At 36.3% G+C, this 13,490-nt stretch carries 16 protein-coding genes and 1 pseudogene; 12 read left to right on the forward strand and 5 right to left on the reverse strand.

Annotation, left to right across the window (positions count from 1 at the left end; translation table 11 throughout):
* Positions 1–240 precede the first annotated feature (240 nt).
* The 7 genes from lptM (at position 241) to ACT5E3_RS00485 (ending at position 6,238) form a co-directional block, all read left to right on the forward strand.
* Entirely contained in the window at positions 241–417 is a 177-nt protein-coding gene (lptM, locus tag ACT5E3_RS00455; protein WP_444996355.1) for an LPS translocon maturation chaperone LptM, read from the forward strand.
* Positions 414–1,244, forward strand: a complete 831-nt coding sequence (dapF, locus tag ACT5E3_RS00460; RefSeq protein ID WP_444996356.1) for a diaminopimelate epimerase — start codon at positions 414–416, stop codon at positions 1,242–1,244. Before lptM ends, dapF begins: the two co-directional genes overlap by 4 nt.
* Entirely contained in the window at positions 1,241–1,957 is a 717-nt protein-coding gene (locus ACT5E3_RS00465) for a DUF484 family protein (RefSeq protein ID WP_444996357.1), read from the forward strand. The genes dapF and ACT5E3_RS00465 overlap by 4 nt, the downstream gene beginning before the upstream one ends.
* Positions 1,944–2,885 carry a tyrosine recombinase XerC gene (gene xerC, locus ACT5E3_RS00470; RefSeq protein WP_444996358.1) on the forward strand — a complete coding sequence of 314 codons (942 nt, stop codon included), beginning with the start codon at positions 1,944–1,946 and terminating at the stop codon, positions 2,883–2,885. The genes ACT5E3_RS00465 and xerC overlap by 14 nt, the downstream gene beginning before the upstream one ends.
* Entirely contained in the window at positions 2,885–3,562 is a 678-nt protein-coding gene (locus ACT5E3_RS00475) for an HAD family hydrolase (protein WP_444996359.1), read from the forward strand. The genes xerC and ACT5E3_RS00475 overlap by 1 nt, the downstream gene beginning before the upstream one ends.
* Before the next feature lie 288 nt (positions 3,563–3,850).
* Positions 3,851–4,972 carry a DmpA family aminopeptidase gene (locus ACT5E3_RS00480; RefSeq protein ID WP_444996360.1) on the forward strand — a complete coding sequence of 374 codons (1,122 nt, stop codon included), beginning with the start codon at positions 3,851–3,853 and terminating at the stop codon, positions 4,970–4,972.
* A 21-nt stretch (positions 4,973–4,993) separates the two neighbouring features.
* The gene (locus tag ACT5E3_RS00485; protein WP_444996361.1) at positions 4,994–6,238 is read left to right on the forward strand and encodes an NAD(P)/FAD-dependent oxidoreductase; all 1,245 of its coding nucleotides are present in this window, start codon (positions 4,994–4,996) and stop codon (positions 6,236–6,238) included.
* A gap of 1,155 nt (positions 6,239–7,393) precedes the next feature.
* On the opposite strand, the gene ACT5E3_RS00490 is transcribed toward ACT5E3_RS00485, so the two are convergent.
* Positions 7,394–7,738 carry a hypothetical protein gene (locus tag ACT5E3_RS00490; protein ID WP_444996362.1) on the reverse strand — a complete coding sequence of 115 codons (345 nt, stop codon included), beginning with the start codon at positions 7,736–7,738 and terminating at the stop codon, positions 7,394–7,396.
* 139 nt (positions 7,739–7,877) lie between these two features.
* On the opposite strand from ACT5E3_RS00490, the gene ACT5E3_RS00495 reads away from it, so the two are divergent.
* Entirely contained in the window at positions 7,878–8,036 is a 159-nt protein-coding gene (locus tag ACT5E3_RS00495; protein ID WP_444996363.1) for a hypothetical protein, read from the forward strand.
* A 24-nt stretch (positions 8,037–8,060) separates the two neighbouring features.
* Here the strand turns inward: ACT5E3_RS00495 and ACT5E3_RS00500 are convergent, their stop codons facing one another.
* Positions 8,061–8,972 carry a LysR family transcriptional regulator gene (locus ACT5E3_RS00500; RefSeq protein WP_444996364.1) on the reverse strand — a complete coding sequence of 304 codons (912 nt, stop codon included), beginning with the start codon at positions 8,970–8,972 and terminating at the stop codon, positions 8,061–8,063.
* 72 nt (positions 8,973–9,044) lie between these two features.
* Here ACT5E3_RS00500 and ACT5E3_RS00505 point away from each other — a divergent pair, with 72 nt between their 5' ends.
* Together ACT5E3_RS00505 and ACT5E3_RS00510 are read left to right on the forward strand one after the other, a co-directional pair.
* Positions 9,045–9,470 carry a DoxX family protein gene (locus tag ACT5E3_RS00505; protein ID WP_444996365.1) on the forward strand — a complete coding sequence of 142 codons (426 nt, stop codon included), beginning with the start codon at positions 9,045–9,047 and terminating at the stop codon, positions 9,468–9,470.
* Between the two features lie 11 nt (positions 9,471–9,481).
* Positions 9,482–10,147 (forward strand): glutathione S-transferase family protein, encoded by a 666-nt coding sequence (locus ACT5E3_RS00510; RefSeq protein WP_444996366.1) that lies wholly within the window; start codon positions 9,482–9,484, stop codon positions 10,145–10,147.
* A gap of 29 nt (positions 10,148–10,176) precedes the next feature.
* Here ACT5E3_RS00510 and ACT5E3_RS00515 read toward each other — a convergent pair.
* The 3 genes and pseudogenes from ACT5E3_RS00515 to ACT5E3_RS00525 all read right to left on the reverse strand — a co-directional run bounded on the left by ACT5E3_RS00515 (position 10,177) and on the right by ACT5E3_RS00525 (position 11,406).
* Positions 10,177–10,473, reverse strand: a pseudogene (locus ACT5E3_RS00515) (DUF5992 family protein).
* Positions 10,455–10,835, reverse strand: a complete 381-nt coding sequence (locus ACT5E3_RS00520) for a hypothetical protein (RefSeq protein WP_444996367.1) — start codon at positions 10,833–10,835, stop codon at positions 10,455–10,457. Before ACT5E3_RS00520 ends, ACT5E3_RS00515 begins: the two are co-directional and overlap by 19 nt.
* A 1-nt stretch (position 10,836) precedes the next feature.
* The gene (locus ACT5E3_RS00525) at positions 10,837–11,406 is read right to left on the reverse strand and encodes a M23 family metallopeptidase (RefSeq protein ID WP_444996368.1); all 570 of its coding nucleotides are present in this window, start codon (positions 11,404–11,406) and stop codon (positions 10,837–10,839) included.
* Between the two features lie 472 nt (positions 11,407–11,878).
* Here ACT5E3_RS00525 and ACT5E3_RS00530 point away from each other — a divergent pair, with 472 nt between their 5' ends.
* Complete coding sequence (locus ACT5E3_RS00530; RefSeq protein ID WP_444995701.1) at positions 11,879–12,040, forward strand: hypothetical protein; 162 nt, start codon at positions 11,879–11,881, stop codon at positions 12,038–12,040.
* Between the two features lie 47 nt (positions 12,041–12,087).
* Complete coding sequence (gene ltrA, locus ACT5E3_RS00535) at positions 12,088–13,425, forward strand: group II intron reverse transcriptase/maturase (RefSeq protein ID WP_444995700.1); 1,338 nt, start codon at positions 12,088–12,090, stop codon at positions 13,423–13,425.
* Positions 13,426–13,490 lie beyond the last annotated feature (65 nt).

Here is a 13,490-nt window from a genome sequence, read left to right on the forward strand (position 1 = left end):
AAGGTTTGAATCAATCCATATAAGTAAGTGCAGGAGTGCAATCGCTTGCTTATTAATTAACCTCAGCTTGGGATAATTAACGAATATAAAAGCGCTAATTTAAACTAAAAGCAGATAAAATTGATGTTTTAATGGGTTTAAATCGTTCAAACCTATCGTTATATGAAGAAAACACATTGATTTCCTTTGAAAAATTGCTGAGAATTGATATTAATAATTTTAATGTAAATGAGCAGTTTAATGCGTTTTAAGCAATTAATTGCAATCAGCAGTGTTTTTTTACTGGTTGCCTGTGGTCAAAAGGGGCCACTAGTCTTAAATAATAGTGGGGCTAAAGTAGAGTCAAAACAACCTGTTGCGGAGCAGAAACCAAACCATAAGAAACCTTCAGCTAAAGAAGTGAAGGAGCACCAATGATTATTAGTTTCGCCAAAATGCATGGTTTAGGCAATGACTTTATGGTGGTTGATGCTGTCACACAGCAGATTTATTTTACTGAAGGTCAAATTCGAAAGTTAGCAGATAGACACCGTGGAATAGGTTTTGATCAATTACTCTTAATTGAACCACCACAACAACCCGATGTTGACTTTCATTATCGTATATTTAATGCCGATGGTTCTGAAGTAGAACAATGCGGTAACGGTGCTCGTTGTCTAGCAAGGTTTGTTAGAAATGTCGGTTTGACTTGGAAGCATAAAATTAGAGTTAGTACGATGAAGGGAATACTGAACCTACAAATTATGAGAAATGGTTTAGTTAGTGTTGACATGGGTGAACCTCAGCTTGCACCAGATAAAATTCCACTGAGATACGCAGAACAAGAAAAAAGCTATCATGTTACCGTTGAAGGCATCAGTTATGAATTTGGAGCTGTTTCTATGGGGAATCCGCATTGTGTGTTGACTGTAGACGATGTAGAAACAACTGATGTTGATAAAATAGGTGGCTTATTAACTGAACATAGCTTATTTCCAGAAGGTGCTAACATTGGTTTTATGCAAAAAGTCAACAACGAAGAAATTCGCCTTAGAGTTTATGAAAGAGGTGTTGGTGAAACGCAAGCTTGCGGAACTGGTGCTTGTGCGAGTGCAGTTGTGGGCCAATTACAGTTGCAGATGAATTGTAAAGTTAGAGTCTATTTGCCTGGTGGACATCTACATATTGAATGGCATGGCGCTGGCGAGACACTTAAGATGATGGGGCCAGCTGAACTGGTTTACCAAGGATTTATTGAATTATGAAGTTTTCAAACTCACAAGCACTAGAAGAAGGCAAAATTAGCCGTCTTAATCAATTAATGGAAGAAGCACAAGTTAAGAATTACTTGGCCAATAATCCTGATTTTTTATTGAAAAATCCACAGTTGTTAACTCATATGGAACTAAATCATGGGTGTGAGGCGGCAACTTCATTGGTTGAGAGGCAAATCAAAGTGTTACGTGAACGTAATCAGACAATGCAAGGGCAACTAATCGAAATGCTTCATGCAGCTCATAATAACGAAAAGCTACTGATTCAATGTAATCATTTTATGTTAGAGCTCTTGCAGGCTAAAGATTTGAAATCGTTATGTTTTAATATTAGGGCTTTATTGAAAAAAGATTTTAACATTGATGATGCTGCGTTAGTTCTTGTTGGTAATTATCATCAAGCCGAGCCGGCGCAAGTTTATGATGATGCTAGCGAAATTCGTGCGTTATTAAAGTGCCAATTCCCCGATAGTCAGCCGCTTTGTGGACGCTTAGAAATGGAGCCTAAAAAAGCATTATTTGGTGAACTGAGCAAAAACCTCGAATCATTTGCTTTGATCCCATTAGGTGAGGAGTGTAAACATGGGTTACTTGCATTAGCCAGTTCTGATGTATCTCGCTTTGCACCCGAAATGGGAACACTATTCATTGAGTTGATTGCTAATTTGGTTACTCATTTGACTAAAAGTTATGAGTCAAGCTAGCGAAAAGGAACTAATCGATAAGCAATTTGCTGATAGCTTAGTGCAACCTGTTGTTCTATTTTTAGAGCAGTTAGCAACACAAAAAAACTACTCTCCGCTAACTGTGCAAAACTATCGGCGTCAATTAATTAAATTGCTCTTATTTTTGCAATCTGAGTCTATTGAGCGATGGGAGCAAATTAAAACGATTCATATCAGACAGTTTTCAGCATTTAACCATCGAAAAGGGTTATCACCTAAGTCAATTGCATTAACATTATCTGCTTGCAGAAGTTTTTTTGATTATTTAATTATTAATAATCAATTAGAATTTAATCCAGCCAGAGGAGTTAAAGCGCCTAAAGCCCCTAAAAATTTACCGAAGACAGTCGCGGTTGATCAAGTTGCTGCCTTGCTAAAGGGGATTGATGTTGGTGAAGATATTGGTATCCGAGACTTAGCGGTGGCGGAATTATTTTATTCGAGTGGTATTCGTTTAGCAGAGTTAGTAAGGCTCAATATCGATGATCTTGATTTAGCAGAATCGAATGCACGAATTACCGGTAAAGGTCAAAAAACTCGAATAGTACCAATTGGTCGATTAGCAATAAAAGCCATTAAAGAATGGTTGAAAATACGTGAAGTGTGGTTGGTTTCAACTTCAGCTGATGCATTGTTTATCACTCAACAAAAAAATCGTTTAAGCCCACGTAGCATTCAAAAACGAATGGAGTATTGGGGAAAGTTTGTTGGCTTAAATGGACGTCTACACCCACATAAATTTCGCCATTCTTGTGCAACCCATTTATTGGAGTCGTCGGGAGATTTAAGAGCGGTTCAAGAGTTATTGGGGCATGCAAACCTATCAACAACACAAGTTTATACCCATCTTGATTTTCAGCAGCTAGCTGATGTTTATGATAAGGCACATCCTAGAGCAAAAAAGTGATGAGTAGTTTTAGTAATAAATTTAAAGTCATAAGTTTTGATTTGGATAATGCTCTTTATGATAATAGACCTGTGATAATAGCAGCTGAAAATGCCTGTAAGAAATTTTTAAAAAAAAAGTTCTTACAACAAAATGAAAAATTTGATTATCAATTATTTGGGCAGATAAGAACACAGATTATTGCCTCACAAAACCCCGCATTTGAAGATCTTAGCTTATTGAGAAAAACAGTGTTAACGAGATTTTGCGAGAAGCTTAATAATGCTGATGAAATTGTCGATGAAGCATTTAATGTTTTTATTGAACAAAGAACACAAGTATATATTGAGCCTCAAATTTTTCAGTTGTTAAAGTTGCTTTCAGAACATTATATTTTAGTTAGTATTAGTAATGGCAATTGTAATATTAAAAAAAGTTCAATCGGTCAGTTTTTTAAGGCTAATTACTCTCCTACTCAAGGTTTTAGGGCTAAACCACATCCTCAAATGTTATTAAAAACTATTCAGGATTTTTGCATTGTAGGTAATCAACTATTACACATTGGTGATTCTATTGAAAAAGATGGTGGTGCAGCTAAAAATGCGCAGGCAAATTTTTTTCATTTTAAACCTTTTGAAAAAGGGTATTTTGTAAAAGCTTACTGTAAACAGCTTTTACATTGGTTGCAAAATCATTAGCTAGACTTAGAGTCAATAAAATTAATTAGCTTTATTTTCTATTTGCTCTATTAATATCTTTTCTTCTTCTTTTCTGCAAGTGCTTGTTTCAGTTATTCATAAAAGTTAGCTATTGATAATAGTATCAATTTATATTTTTGGGTTGTATTCAATAATTGAATGAGATTATAGCTTAAATGTTAAATTGAAAATTATTTTAGTCTTATCGGAAAATTAATCTATGATAAGGCTTACAAATAATGAGATAATTTGTTCACATTAAGCTGTGTTTTCCTGAGGTCAATTAATATGAACTCTAAAATAAATCAAACTATCAATATTATTGTTTTTATTTTTCTATTTTTGCAGCCTTATTATTTGCAAGCAAGTGATAGAGAAAGGGCTAGAGATTTAGGTATTGTCACAGGGCATATGAAGCCAGGTAAATGGAATGCTATTACCGATGTTCCAGGTGTTATGGTTGGACAAGTTTCCTTAATTGATCCGTCAAAAAATATGCATACAGGGATCACGGCTATATTGCCTCACGCTGAAAACTTATATCAAAAAAAGGTTCCTGCAGGTTTTTTTCAAGCGAATGGCTATGGAAAAATGATGGGAACTACACAAGTGATAGAGTTAGGAGAATTAGAAACACCTATCTTGCTGACAAATACACTGAATGTTGCAGAGTCTGCTGCAGGAATAATTGAATGGACTTTGCAGTACCCAGGCAATGAAAAAGTTAAATCGGTGAATGCTATTGTCGGTGAAACAAATGATGGAAGAATTAACCAAATACGTGAACGTTATATTCGTAAAGAAGATGCGATAAAGGCAATTAAGTCTGCAAAGACTGGTCGTGTTGATGAAGGTAATGTTGGAGCAGGAAGTGGTACAGTTGCTTTTGGCTTTAAGGCTGGTATTGGAACTGCATCGAGACAAGTCGACCAATATCATGTTGGCGTATTAGTACAAGCCAATTATGGTGGCGACTTACATATCGCAGGTATTCCTGTTGGGCGTAAGCTAAAAAATTTACAAGCACAAAAAACAGGGCCTGATGGTTCAATTATGATAGTGATTGCAACTGATGCACCAATTTCAGATAGAAATTTGAATCGGTTAGCTAAAAGAGCAATTTTAGGCGTTGCAAGAACAGGTGGGGTAATGTCTAACGGTTCGGGTGATTATGTACTTGCATTTTCAACGGCAAAAGAATTAAGAAGAATTAAAAATAAATCTGTTCATTCTGCCTTATGGATTGCTAATAATAAAATGACACCTTTTTTTGAAGCAGTGATTGAAGCTACTGAAGAAGCCGTTTATAACTCACTTTTTGCTGCAAAATCTGTAGGAAAATACAGCGCAATTCCAAAGAAAAAAATCTTATCAATATTAAAAAAACATCAAGTGTTAAAAGCAAACTAATAGCTTGTCGGGAAGGCTGAAATGAAAAGACATATAACAATTGTAGGTGGTGGTATTGTTGGTTTATCTTGTGCCTATTATTTAAAACAAAGTGGATACGATGTGCGTGTTATAGATAAAACTGTAATAGGTAACTCTTGTGCTATGGGAAATGCTGGTTATGTATCACCAAGCCACTTTGTACCACTATCTTCTCCTGGTATGGTTGCTAAAGGTTTGCGTTGGATGTTTAATCCAGAAAGTCCATTTTATATTCGTCCTCGTTGGGATAAGCAGTTAATCGCTTGGTTGTGGCAATTTAATAAGCATTGTACAAATAAACATGTAAAAAATGTTGAGAAAACACTGCTTGATTTATGTTTTCGTTCTCATCAACTGTATGAACAAATTTGGTCAGATTTTAAAGAAAATTTTCAATTTAAAAGAAATGGTATTTATGTGTTATGTAATACCGATAAGGCATTAAAAGAAGAATTGAATGTTAAAGATGAAGCTAATTTGTTGGGGCTTAAAGCAATGCTGGTAACACCAGAAGAGTTACAATCCAGATTGCCTGATATGCAGTTTAATATTAAAGGTGGTGTTCTTTACCCTGAAGACTCACATGTTCATCCTTTGGAGCTTATGCAAAGCTTACATCAATATTTGTTGTCTCAAGGTGTAGAGTTTATAGAAAACTGCTCTATAGATTCAGTTGAAATTTCTGCTCAAAAAGTTTGTCAACTGGCGAATAAAGATAATGAGTTTGAAGTTGATGAATTAGTGATTGCCTCCGGTTCTTGGTCTTCATTAATTGGTAAACAATTAAATTTAAATGTTCCAGTGCAAGCAGGTAAAGGCTATAGTGTTACTATAGAAAAGCCTTGGCGTGTTGATACCCCATTTATTTTAAGTGAAGCGCGTGTTGCAATTACACCATTTGAAAAGCAAATTCGATTTGGTGGCACTATGGAGTTTTCTGGAATTGACTTATCAGTAAATCAAAGGCGTATTCAAGGTATTTTAAAATCAGTCAAAAAATATATTACAAATTTTGATATTGATGGCGTTGATACGACTAACGCTTGGGCTGGTTTAAGGCCATGCTCACCAGATGGTTTGCCATTGATTGGTAGACCTAAAAGATATAGCAACGTAGTATTAGCGACGGGACATGCTATGCTTGGCCTTACATTAGCTCCTGTCACAGGTAAGATTGTCGCTGATTTATTGTCTGGAAAAGATGAACCTACACAAAATTATTTAGACCCAGAACGTTTCAACTAATAATGATTAAATAAATTTTGTGTAAGTTAGTGAGCATTCGTTTAATATAATCTTGTTATGTAACTAACTATCTTTTGATAATTGATATAGCTCTAGAAGTTCCCAGAACCGAAACCATGCTTTTTCTGAGCTTCCAAGTTTATATTTTATAGCCTCAAGCGGAGCACGAGACATATTCGAGTGATACTTCAAACGCAAAAATTCGCCGAAGCTTTTGAGAAACTGAGTGTATTGCTTTTTTATAATTAATAAATACTTACCTAACTTCGTAGCGATGTTAAATCGGCATTTAATAAGATTTACTTCTAAGCTTAAAAATTATTATTTTAAACTGGGGTCCACTTGTTTTGTCTAGTTGTTTAAGTAAAAAGTTATTGGTTTACCATCTCAATGTACTTTTTCTATAGGAGCCAAAAAAGTAACTCCTACTACATAAATAATTAAGACAAAGATAATTACAATAAAACTAAAATTCATCAATACACTCGCAATCCACAAAGCTAGAGGTAGAGCGATCCAAACATATTTCAGTTTAGATACAGTCCACTCGCCATAACAGTGAGAGCATTTATCTGAGCTAGAAGTGAGCTCATAAAGCTTTTCCTGAAAGCTAATTGTCTTTTGATCACAATAAGGACATTTGTGCATAATTTTTCTTATTTACTTAATGCTAAGTTAATTTGTAGTACTTTTAATGTATCTAATTTTCAGTGTTTTGTTAGTGCTTTCTTTCGCATTTAACGTCGGTACCAACCATTATACCAATAATTTTGTCTATGTAGACATCTGAACCTGTTTTGGAAACTACTCCCCTTGCAAAGATACTGACAGATTGTCCTGTTGATACTGCTTGCTCAGCTTCCGTGATATGTAGTAAATATTCTTCGTTCGGAGTCCAGAAAGGAGTCAGTTGTGTAAGAGCATCGCAGAGCCTGAAAGAATCACCGCTCTGGTACAAATGCAAGAAATCAGTGTGCCAATAATATGCAAGCCATTTGTTCCACACAATTACTGACGCTACAGAAATTGCTATGATAATAGTTAATTGTGAAAATAACTTCAGAAGTCTTCCCTCGATTTGTGTACTAGAGCTTAAGTGAAAATTCAGGCATGTTTTTTGACTGAATATTTTTCAATTTCTGGTTAGGAGTCATTCTACCCGTTTGGAGCAAAATGAAACTCAAAACCTTTCTCCTTTAACGCGAGCAAATGTTCTACATCTTCATCGTAGTCGGTATATCGACTAACGAACTTGCGCAAAGCATTTTCATCAATCTTCGAATTATCTATTTTATGCTGGTTGAAATCCCAGCCATTAGAAATCCCTAAACATTTTGCAAATTCTAATCCTACGGTCGTACCTTCACCAATTCCGAAAAGTGTAAGATTGATAATTGCTCCTTCTTGTGTTTCTTTATAGTCGCTTTCACTGTACTCGAGATGATTTATTATGTCTTTTGTGAAAGGGCCAATCGCAATTACTTCCGCAAACATTCCCATGTTCTTTAGTACTCCTAACGTCTATTATATGCAGTAAAGACAGTTAATCCCCACCACGTTTTTAACTTTTCTCACTATTTCATGAGTTTACATTAAAACAGATAGTGGAAAACACTATTTTATCCAGCAATATATTAAGTTGGGTGTTTTTGTTGGCGGTGCTGGTGTTAGAGTTGTTGATGAAGAGAAAGGTAAAATGACTACACAAAAATTACAAATGGCTAAAAAGACCGACGTAGTAAATAGTCTTGAGCAAGTGAATAATAGTAATTGCACGCGAGTATTTTCCTCGCTTTAAAATAAGTATTTTATGATGATAAAACTACTTATATTGCCATTCGTTCAAAAAAGCTTTCGTTAAATATTGCATAACCAACTTAATTCTCTCTACGTTACGCAAATCTGGATGAGTTAATACCCATAAATGGCTGGTGCGATCTTCCTTAATGGGAAATAACTTTATTAATTCTGGCCGAAACTGATCTTCAGGTAAAAATGCTAAGCCATGACCAGATTCCACCAGGTAAGACATTGCGGTTAAGTCGTCACAACGTGTAATCACATGATCGGCTAAATATTTTTCTAGCCAAGTGAATGCAGGTAAGCGAGATAAGGCTCCTGATGCGCCAATTAAAGCGTGTTTGGTTAGCTCATCAATATTATTGGGTAAACCAAATTTCTCCTTATATTTGGGGCTTGCAAAAACACTCCAATTCAGTGTTGCTACCTGTCTACCAACCAAATGATCGGGTGGCGAAGGTGTTGCACGAACGGCAATGTCAGCTTGACGATTAGACATATTAAATTCTTGATTACTAACTAATAATTCAATCCGTATCTCAGGATATTTGAGGTTAAAATCAAAAATATAGCGAGCTAAGTAGCGATAGGCAATGTTGTTTGGGGCGGTAATCTTAACAATCCCCTTGGGTTGAAAATCTTTACCAACAATATAGCGATTAATACCATCAAAAGAGTTTTCAATGTTTTGTGCAAGATCAAGCAGCTCATACCCCAATGTTGTTAATTCATAACTATTATTAATACGCTCAAATAGCCTACCGCCTATCTCTTTTTCAAAGGCTTTTAGTCGCCTGAAAATAGTTGAGTGATTAACATTGAGTTCATTAGCTGCACCAGATAAAGAGCCGCGACGAGCAATTGCTAGAAATATTTTTAATAAATTCCAGTCCATTTTATTCCTTGTTTGCATTGTTGCAATATTATTTTGCATATATTGCCAATTAATTTGCAGCTAAGCAATATGCATAATAGAGAAAGACTTAATTCAATAGGAATAATTATCATGAAATACCAACTCAATTCAGATATCAGCATATTTATCTTACGTACCTCTCTTGCCGCAGTACTATTAACACACAGCGTGTATCTTAAAATGTTCGTATTTACTTTGGCTGGCAACGCACAATATTTTAGTTCGATAGGGTTACCAGAAATATTGGGATATATTGTTTTCGTTTTAGAAGCTATTTCTGGTTTCGCATTACTATTAGGCTATAAGACCCGCTTTTTTTCTGCGTTTATTGTACCTGTTTTGTTTGGTGCTACTTGGGCACACTCTGCAAATGGTTGGTTGTTTAGCAATTCGGGAGGCGGTTGGGAATATCCGTTATTGTTGAGTGTAATGGCTATTGCACAAATTGGTTTAGGTGATGGGAAATATGCGATTAGTAACTATCTTCAATTAAAGCGACAACTAGCTAGCCAGTAGGAGGTGTTGTGATGAAATCACAAAATTTACATCTTATTGCTCATGCATTATGTCCTTATGTGCAACGCTCAGTTATCACTTTAAAAGAAAAAAATATCACTTACAGTAGAACTGATATTAATTTAGCTAAAAAGCCTGAGTGGTTTAAGCAAAAATCTCCTATGGGAAAAGTGCCTATCTTATTGGTTGATGAAAAACATACATTGTTTGAGTCGGCAATTATTTGTGAGTATTTAAATGAAGTTACTCCCGGATCTTTACATCCGACAGATAGTTTTGAGAAAGCCCATCATCGAGCCTGGATAGAGTTTGGTTCAAACATATTGAATAATATTGCCAGTTTATATAATGCAAAAGACAAGTTACATTTTCAAAATATTCATACTGAAATACAAGGTAAGTTTAAATATGTTGAAAATGAGTTAAGTGGCCGTTCCTTTTTTTCAGGAGAAAAATTTCATTTAATCGATGCTGCTTATGCGCCCATTTTTCGATATTTTGATGTATTTGATACTTTCACTCATTTGAATACATTTAGCGAGCTACCAAAATGTTTATTGTGGCGTAATGCATTAAAACAGCGGCAATCTGTTCAACAGGCAGTATCGCAAGATTATTCTGAATTATTAAAAAGTTTTTTAGTAGAGCGTAAAAGCTACTTATCAAAACTTATCTAAAAGAATATGGTAGTGGTAGCTAGTTAAATTTAAAACGCACAGGTTCTGTGCGTTTTGTTGTTTTTTAGAAATAAAAAGCTAGAAGCTGTTTTATTTTGATGTATTGGCTGAGTAATTAAAGCAATTGAAAAAGATTGCCTATAAGACTCCTCAGATTGCTTTTTAGCTTCCGGAAATGTGATTACAGTTCTGGATGGTGAAACACACACTCAGGAAGCACCTTGTAAAATAACTGCAAAGTCCGCTCCATTATTGTTAGTATTTGTCACTTCTATAACTGTTGCTCCATTAATTAGTTCTCCTGCATTTATATTCGCCACCGCCATACTATTGATTTATCTGGTTTAAAAGACGGTACTAAAATATCCAACACTTCATCTTTTTCAGTTACCAGCTTCCATTCTTCAGATTCAATGAAATACATGAAAGGCTCCATTTCGATAGCAAGTTTATCCAGATCAGAAGATATATTGATCAAGTGTTCTTGATCTATGAGTTCACTTTCACGGATAGATAAATCAAGAAAGGTAAGCAGAGCAGGATCTTCAATATCCTTATTTTGAGCAAAGCTACCCCATAAATTCAAAAAATCTTGATCTGTTCCTTCTATGGAACCAACTTCAATTTCTTTGTACTTAAGTAAATACTTCATTGGATTAAAAGAGCATAATGTCCTGTTAATAGGCAAACTATTGTGCGGTATAAATTACTCCATGATTAAGTATCTTGTCACTTGGGTTTGCATTATTAAATGATACTGGAATGGAAGGACACTTCTCACTAGCTTCTTTTTTAAAACATCTGTCATTGATTTCAAAAACTTCAAAATGCAAATGAGGGGTTGAACTCATCCCTGTATTTCCGCTGTATCCAATAACATCACCTTGATTTACAAATTCTCCCAATTCAACAGCAACACCAGCGTTAGTCAGATGAACGTAGTACGAAAAAGTATTATCTCCATGAGCAATTATTATATGGTTAAAGTCATTATTTACGTTATTTCCATCAAAAAAACGATCTTCAATAGAAACGACTTGCCCTGAACGAGCAGTATGAATAGGAGTACCTATATCCATAATAAAATCAAATGCAAATTGTTCTTTACTTTCTACTGAATGAGTGCCGAATGTGCAATTTCCCTGCCTTAGTTCATAACCTTCACCAACACCAAAGGGTAATTTATATAATGATTTTTCAGGCTCAATAAATCGAAATGCATCTTGTGATATACAATTTACATCAATTTTAGCGGTCATTGAATTACATGATATGAGAGTGAATAAACTACTTATTACTATTAAAACCCTTTGATACATACATTTCCTAGTTTGTTTGCCTAACGCTTATTTAATTTGTTCAGCACTTCTTTTCGTGCTGAATCAATATTGAAATCATTGTGTACGCCCGACATGGGTATTAACTAATGAGGTGCAAGTCCTCTGTAGGAAAATCACCGTCGAACACTTTGATGTAATTAGACGATAACTACTAGTGAATGGCAAGGGCTAATCTGTGAGGAACGGTCCAAAGGAAGCCGCTAGCAAAACTGCGAGCTAATGAACAAGAACATCATATGAGGCGTAGGCTGAAGGCGAGTTGGCACAAGACGACGAAGCCATGTGATTTAACGGCCACCGTAAATGATGTAGTTGCGCAGGGAAAGTTAATATTCTTATTCGGGGAGATCTGAAAGACACGCGTCCTGCGCTAACGCTGCGGAGGGTACCAGTGAGAGACTGGTTGGTCAACTCTTGGCGCTTCGATTTGTTGCAATCGAAAGCGAGCAAATCAGCAGCAACCCAGCCTAGTGCGGAAGCGCTATTTCAAGAAATTGAAATGGTGATCTTTCAGAAGTCAGCAGAAGCCATAGTAGTCAAACGCTTACCGTAATGGGTATGACACGGCGAAGGGCTGAACATTTAACCTAAGGAGGAGTCATGTCTCACTTGAACAATTCAACTACGCCGTCCGGCGATTATCTTGCGCAGCGTGCTGATGTGCAACCAGCCTTAAACAACAATCTATTCGATGATATATTAGCAGCACACAATCTCAAGCGGGCTTGGAAACAAGTTCGTGCAAATAAAGGTGCGGCTGGTGTCGATGGTTTGCAGCTCGATGACTTTATTGATTGGTCGAAACAACACTGGAAACAATGTGAAGCTCAATTAATTAATGGAAGTTATCGTCCTAGTCCTGTCAGACGTGTAGAGATTGATAAACCGGATGGCGGTAAACGTCTTCTCGGGATCCCGACTGTTCTCGACAGAGTTATTCAGCAAGCTATTACACAAATACTCTCACCGATATTTGAGCCAACCTTTTCAGAAAATAGTTTTGGTTTTAGGCCAAACCGAAGTGGTTGCCAAGCGGTCAAACATGTTCAAAGGTTGATTAAACAGAAACGGCGTATTGCTGTTGATGTCGATTTATCCAAGTTCTTTGATCGGGTTAACCATGATCTGATGATGTCAAAACTAGCTGTTCGTATTCGGGACAAAAGGTTGCTGGCATTAATTGGTCATTATCTTCGAGCGGAAATTATGGATAAAGGAAAACTATTGCCAAGCACTGAAGGTGTGCCGCAAGGTGGTCCACTCTCACCCTTGCTGTCGAATATTTTACTCGATAGTTTGGATAAAGAACTGGAAAATCGTGGTCATCAATTTGCTCGTTACGCTGACGATTTTATTATCTTAATGAAGTCAAAGCGTGCTGGTGAAAGAGTACTTGCCAGTGTTTCTCGATATCTTGAAAGCCGCTTAAAGTTGGTGGTAAACCCCGATAAAAGCCAAGTAGTTAAAGTGAGCCAAAGTCAGTTTTTAGGTTTTACTTTTTCCAACGGTAAAATCAAATGGCACCCGAAAACGCTACACAAATTTAAGCAACAAGTGCGTGTTCTGACAAACCGAAACTGGGGCGTCAGTATGCATTATCAGTTGCATAAATTGAGTTTATATCTGCGTGGTTGGATTAACTACTTTGGTATCGCTAACGCTTACCAAGATTGTGTCGATCTTGATCACTGGATAAGACGCAGAGTTCGAATGTGTTATTGGAGACAGTGGCGAAAACCAAGAACTAAGGTCGCCAATCTATTAAAACGTGGTGTCAGGCTCCAAGCGGCTGTTGGTTGTGGGATCACAAGCAAAGGCCCTTGGCGTAGTTCCAAAACACCGGGTATCAATCAAGCAATTGGTAACGATTATTTAGTTAAGGAGGGGTTATATTCGTTGAGAACAGGATGGATTAAAGTTCATTACCCTAACGGGTAAGTTAAGTGAACCGCCCTGTGCGGAACCGCATGCAGGGTGGTGTGGGGGCTGGAGGTTAGAGACCT

This window comes from Aliikangiella litoralis (assembly GCF_052495765.1).

What these genes read in the sequence shown, in the direction of transcription:
- lptM (WP_444996355.1), top strand. Translation starts at nt 241, where the DNA reads ATGCGTTTTAAGCAATTAATTGCAATCAGCAGTGTTTTTTTACTGGTT.
- dapF (WP_444996356.1), top strand. Translation starts at nt 414, where the DNA reads ATGATTATTAGTTTCGCCAAAATGCATGGTTTAGGCAATGACTTTATG.
- ACT5E3_RS00465 (WP_444996357.1), top strand. Translation starts at nt 1,241, where the DNA reads ATGAAGTTTTCAAACTCACAAGCACTAGAAGAAGGCAAAATTAGCCGT.
- xerC (WP_444996358.1), top strand. Translation starts at nt 1,944, where the DNA reads ATGAGTCAAGCTAGCGAAAAGGAACTAATCGATAAGCAATTTGCTGAT.
- ACT5E3_RS00475 (WP_444996359.1), top strand. Translation starts at nt 2,885, where the DNA reads ATGAGTAGTTTTAGTAATAAATTTAAAGTCATAAGTTTTGATTTGGAT.
- ACT5E3_RS00480 (WP_444996360.1), top strand. Translation starts at nt 3,851, where the DNA reads ATGAACTCTAAAATAAATCAAACTATCAATATTATTGTTTTTATTTTT.
- ACT5E3_RS00485 (WP_444996361.1), top strand. Translation starts at nt 4,994, where the DNA reads ATGAAAAGACATATAACAATTGTAGGTGGTGGTATTGTTGGTTTATCT.
- ACT5E3_RS00490 (WP_444996362.1), bottom strand. Translation starts at nt 7,738, where the DNA reads ATGGGAATGTTTGCGGAAGTAATTGCGATTGGCCCTTTCACAAAAGAC.
- ACT5E3_RS00500 (WP_444996364.1), bottom strand. Translation starts at nt 8,972, where the DNA reads ATGCAAAATAATATTGCAACAATGCAAACAAGGAATAAAATGGACTGG.
- ACT5E3_RS00505 (WP_444996365.1), top strand. Translation starts at nt 9,045, where the DNA reads ATGAAATACCAACTCAATTCAGATATCAGCATATTTATCTTACGTACC.
- ACT5E3_RS00510 (WP_444996366.1), top strand. Translation starts at nt 9,482, where the DNA reads ATGAAATCACAAAATTTACATCTTATTGCTCATGCATTATGTCCTTAT.
- ACT5E3_RS00525 (WP_444996368.1), bottom strand. Translation starts at nt 11,406, where the DNA reads ATGACCGCTAAAATTGATGTAAATTGTATATCACAAGATGCATTTCGA.
- ltrA (WP_444995700.1), top strand. Translation starts at nt 12,088, where the DNA reads ATGTCTCACTTGAACAATTCAACTACGCCGTCCGGCGATTATCTTGCG.